Origin of the sequence: Sphingomonas sp. 66-10 (assembly GCF_001897045.1) — a bacterium.
In the GTDB taxonomy this organism is placed as follows: Bacteria; Pseudomonadota; Alphaproteobacteria; order Sphingomonadales; family Sphingomonadaceae; genus Sphingomonas; species Sphingomonas lycopersici.
Window position 1 is genome coordinate 43,443 of the sequence record NZ_MKRR01000167.1, and the last position, 3,130, is coordinate 46,572.

General features: G+C 65.8%; 4 protein-coding genes and 1 pseudogene. 3 read left to right on the forward strand and 2 right to left on the reverse strand.

Annotated elements, in window-relative coordinates; genetic code table 11:
- From BGN95_RS26285 to BGN95_RS26295, 3 genes and pseudogenes are all read left to right on the forward strand, one after another.
- A pseudogene (locus BGN95_RS26285) lies at window positions 1–215 on the forward strand (hypothetical protein); the annotation flags it as partial.
- On the forward strand, window positions 212–970 hold the full coding sequence (locus BGN95_RS26290) for a HesA/MoeB/ThiF family protein (protein WP_286774533.1): 759 nt from the start codon (window positions 212–214) through the stop codon (window positions 968–970). The pseudogene BGN95_RS26285 and the gene BGN95_RS26290, both read left to right, overlap by 4 nt.
- A gap of 99 nt (window positions 971–1,069) precedes the next feature.
- Window positions 1,070–1,312: a hypothetical protein gene (locus tag BGN95_RS26295; protein ID WP_179511276.1), complete on the forward strand. Its 243-nt coding sequence runs from the start codon at window positions 1,070–1,072 to the stop codon at window positions 1,310–1,312.
- A 206-nt stretch (window positions 1,313–1,518) separates the two neighbouring features.
- Here the strand turns inward: BGN95_RS26295 and BGN95_RS26300 are convergent, their stop codons facing one another.
- Window positions 1,519–2,517 carry an SDR family NAD(P)-dependent oxidoreductase gene (locus BGN95_RS26300; protein WP_286774534.1) on the reverse strand — a complete coding sequence of 333 codons (999 nt, stop codon included), beginning with the start codon at window positions 2,515–2,517 and terminating at the stop codon, window positions 1,519–1,521.
- The coding region (locus tag BGN95_RS26305; RefSeq protein ID WP_502688359.1) for a UTP--glucose-1-phosphate uridylyltransferase at window positions 2,514–3,130 on the reverse strand (617 nt) is incomplete at its 5' end. The genes BGN95_RS26300 and BGN95_RS26305, both read right to left, overlap by 4 nt.

Below are 3,130 nucleotides of genomic sequence, written 5' to 3' on the forward strand. Positions count from 1 at the left end.
AGCGCGGCAGCGACGGCTATGTGCTGCGGGTCGATCTGGCGGTGCTGATCGACAATGCCGGAACGGTGCGGCGGATCGTGCCCCGCGCGATCGGCTGCCCGACGGTCGAACAATATTCGGCCGGCATCGTCTCGCGCGTCACGCGAGACAATGTGCCGACCCCGCAATCGGATACCTGGTACCGCACCGCGCTCACCTTCTCATGGAGGGATTGACGCTCGAGCCCGACGAACTGGCGCGTTACGCGCGCCATATCGTCCTCAAGGAAATCGGCGGTGCCGGGCAGCTGCGATTGAAGCGCGCGACCGTCGCGCTGGTCGGCGCCGGGGGCATCGGCTCACCCGCGATCCAATATCTCGCCGGCGCGGGGGTCGGGCGGCTGATCCTGATCGACGACGATCGCGTCGACGCCTCCAATCTCCAGCGACAGACGATCTTCCGCACCACCGACGTGGGGACGCCGAAGATCGCCGCCGCCGCGCGGGCGGCAACCGCGATCAACCCGCATGTCGCGATCGAACAACGACCGGTGCGGCTCGATCGCGACAATGCACCCGCGCTGCTCGACGGCGCGGACGTCGTGATCGACGGTAGCGACAGTTTCGACACCCGTCTCGCGGTTGCCGATGCTGCGCTCGGCGCGCGCATCCCGCTCGTTTCGGCGGCGGTCGGCCAGTTCGAAGGACAAGTCGCAGTCTATCGTGGCTGGGAAGCGGACAAGCCGTGCTACCGCTGCCTCGTCGGCGACGATCCCGCGCGCGAAGGCGTGTCCTGCGCAGAAGACGGCGTGCTCGGCCCAATGGTCGGCATGATCGGCAGCCTTGCCGCACTCGAAGCGATTCGTGCGATCGTGCCGTTCGGCGAAGACCCGGCGGGGAAATTGTTACTCGCGGATTTACTCTATTTTACATTTCGCACCATCCGATTGCCGAAGGACCCCGGCTGCCGTTGCAGAATTACAACTGGATGACGCAGCACCGCGGAACTTTGTTAACGATCGGGCTTTAGAGGCTTGCAAAGCCCGGAGGTTGATGCAATTAGGCCGACGGACCGGAAAGGGAGTTTTTCAATGCGTCTTGCCAAGTACATTGCCGCTGCTGCCGCTGCTTCGCTGGCGGTTGCCCCGGCTATGGCCGCTTCGGCCAATCCGGCGTCCAGCCTTTCGATCGGCCAGGCCCGTGCGGCGTCGCCGAGCGCGAAGAAGGACAAGCTGGCCGGCGGTGGCGTGATCGTCGCCGTTCTCGCGGCGGCTGCTGTGATCGCGGGCATCGTTGTGATCGCCGACTCGGATAGCAAGTCGAGCAGCAACTGATTTCCCCGAGAAATCGGAAGAAATAGCGGTCTTCGGGCCGCTATTTTTTTGCCTGCGATCCGGCGGCAGGGCGACGACGCATCCGTCCGAATGAGCGTAGAGCGTTGGCCGGCAACATTGCTTTCCACCCCGGCGCGGGCCGGAGTCCAGTTACTATCGGCCCGATGCTGGACCCGGCCTCCGCCGGGGCGGATGATATTATGCGGTCAGATCGCGTAATGCGCGCGATACCAGTCGACGAATGCGCGCACCCCGCGCTCGATCGACGTCGACGGCGTGAAGCCCAGATCGCGCGCGGCCGCGGCGATATCCGCATAGGTCGCCGAAACGTCGCCCGGCTGCATCGGATGCAGTTCGCGCACCGCCGGCCGGCCGCAGGCTTCCTCGATCACCTCGATCAGCCGCGTCAGTTCTTCGGCATTGTTGTTGCCGAGATTGTAGATGGCATGCGGGGAAATGCTGCCGCCGGGCTTCGCTGCCCCGTCATCAGCCGGCGGCCGATCGAGCGCGGCGAGGACGCCGGCGACGATATCGTCGATATAGGTGAAGTCCCGCCGCATCGCGCCGCCGTTGAACACCTTGATCGGCTGACCTGCCAGAATCGCCGCGGTAAACAGCCACACCGCCATCTCCGGCCGCCCCCACGGCCCGTACACCGTGAAGAAACGCAACCCGGTCTGCGGGATGCGGAACAGATGTGCATAGCTTTCGCTAAGCAACTCGTCCGACTTCTTGGTCGCCGCGTAAAGCGAGACGGGATGATCGGCGCGATCCTCCACCCGGAACGGCAATTGGCGGTTGCCGCCATAGACCGAGGAAGATGAGGCATAGACGAGATGGCGCACCGCCAGCCCGCGCGCCAGTTCGAGCATGTTGACGTGCCCCGCAAGGTTCGAGCGAACATAGGTACGGGGGTTTTCCAGCGAGTAACGCACCCCCGCCTGCGCCGCGAGATGGACGATCCGGTCCACCTGACGCCCGGCGACCGCCGCATCGAGCGCTTCGTCGTCGGCGATATCGCCCTTCACGAACGCGACCGCGTCACCGAAACGCGCGCGCAGATCGGCCAGCCGCGCGTGTTTGAGCGCGGGATCGTAATAATCGTTGAGATTGTCGATCCCGACCACCTGCTCGCCGCGCGCGGCGAGCGCGGCGGCAACGGCGTGGCCGATAAAACCCGCGATCCCGGTGACGAGGACCGTCAAGCGAGCAACTGCCGCGCGAAATCGCGCACCACCGGCCCGATATCGTCCCGCGCCAGCGCGAGCGCGAGATTGGCCTGGATATAGCCGGCCTTGTCGCCGCAATCATACCGCTGACCGTCGAACATCACGCCGCTGAACGGCTGCTGCCCGATCAGCTGCGCCATCGCATCGGTGAGCTGGATTTCGCCGCCCGCGCCGCGGACGGGATTGTCGAGGATCTTCATCACCTCGGGCTGCAGGATGTAACGGCCCGGAATCATCAGGTTGGACGGCGCGGTGCCCAAAGCGGGCTTTTCGACCAGCGCCGCCACCTCCACGACGCGGCCGTCGCGCGCGCCGGGGGAGATGATGCCATATTTGTCGGTCTGCTCCGCCGGAATCTCCAGCGCCCCGATCACATTGCCGCCGGTGCGCTGATAGACCTCGACCATCTGCGCGAGCAGCCCGGGCTGGCCGACCATCAGCTCGTCCGGCAGCAGCACCGCGAACGGCTCGTCGCCGACGATCTCGCGCGCGCACCACACCGCGTGGCCCAGCCCGAGCGGCTCCTGCTGGCGGACATAAACCGGCGAGCCGGGCTTCTGCCGGATGCCCTCGATCGCCGCGAGGCTCT

Coding starts and splice junctions, on each gene's coding strand:
- BGN95_RS26295 (WP_179511276.1), top strand. CDS start 1,070: ATGCGTCTTGCCAAGTACATTGCCGCTGCTGCCGCTGCTTCGCTGGCG.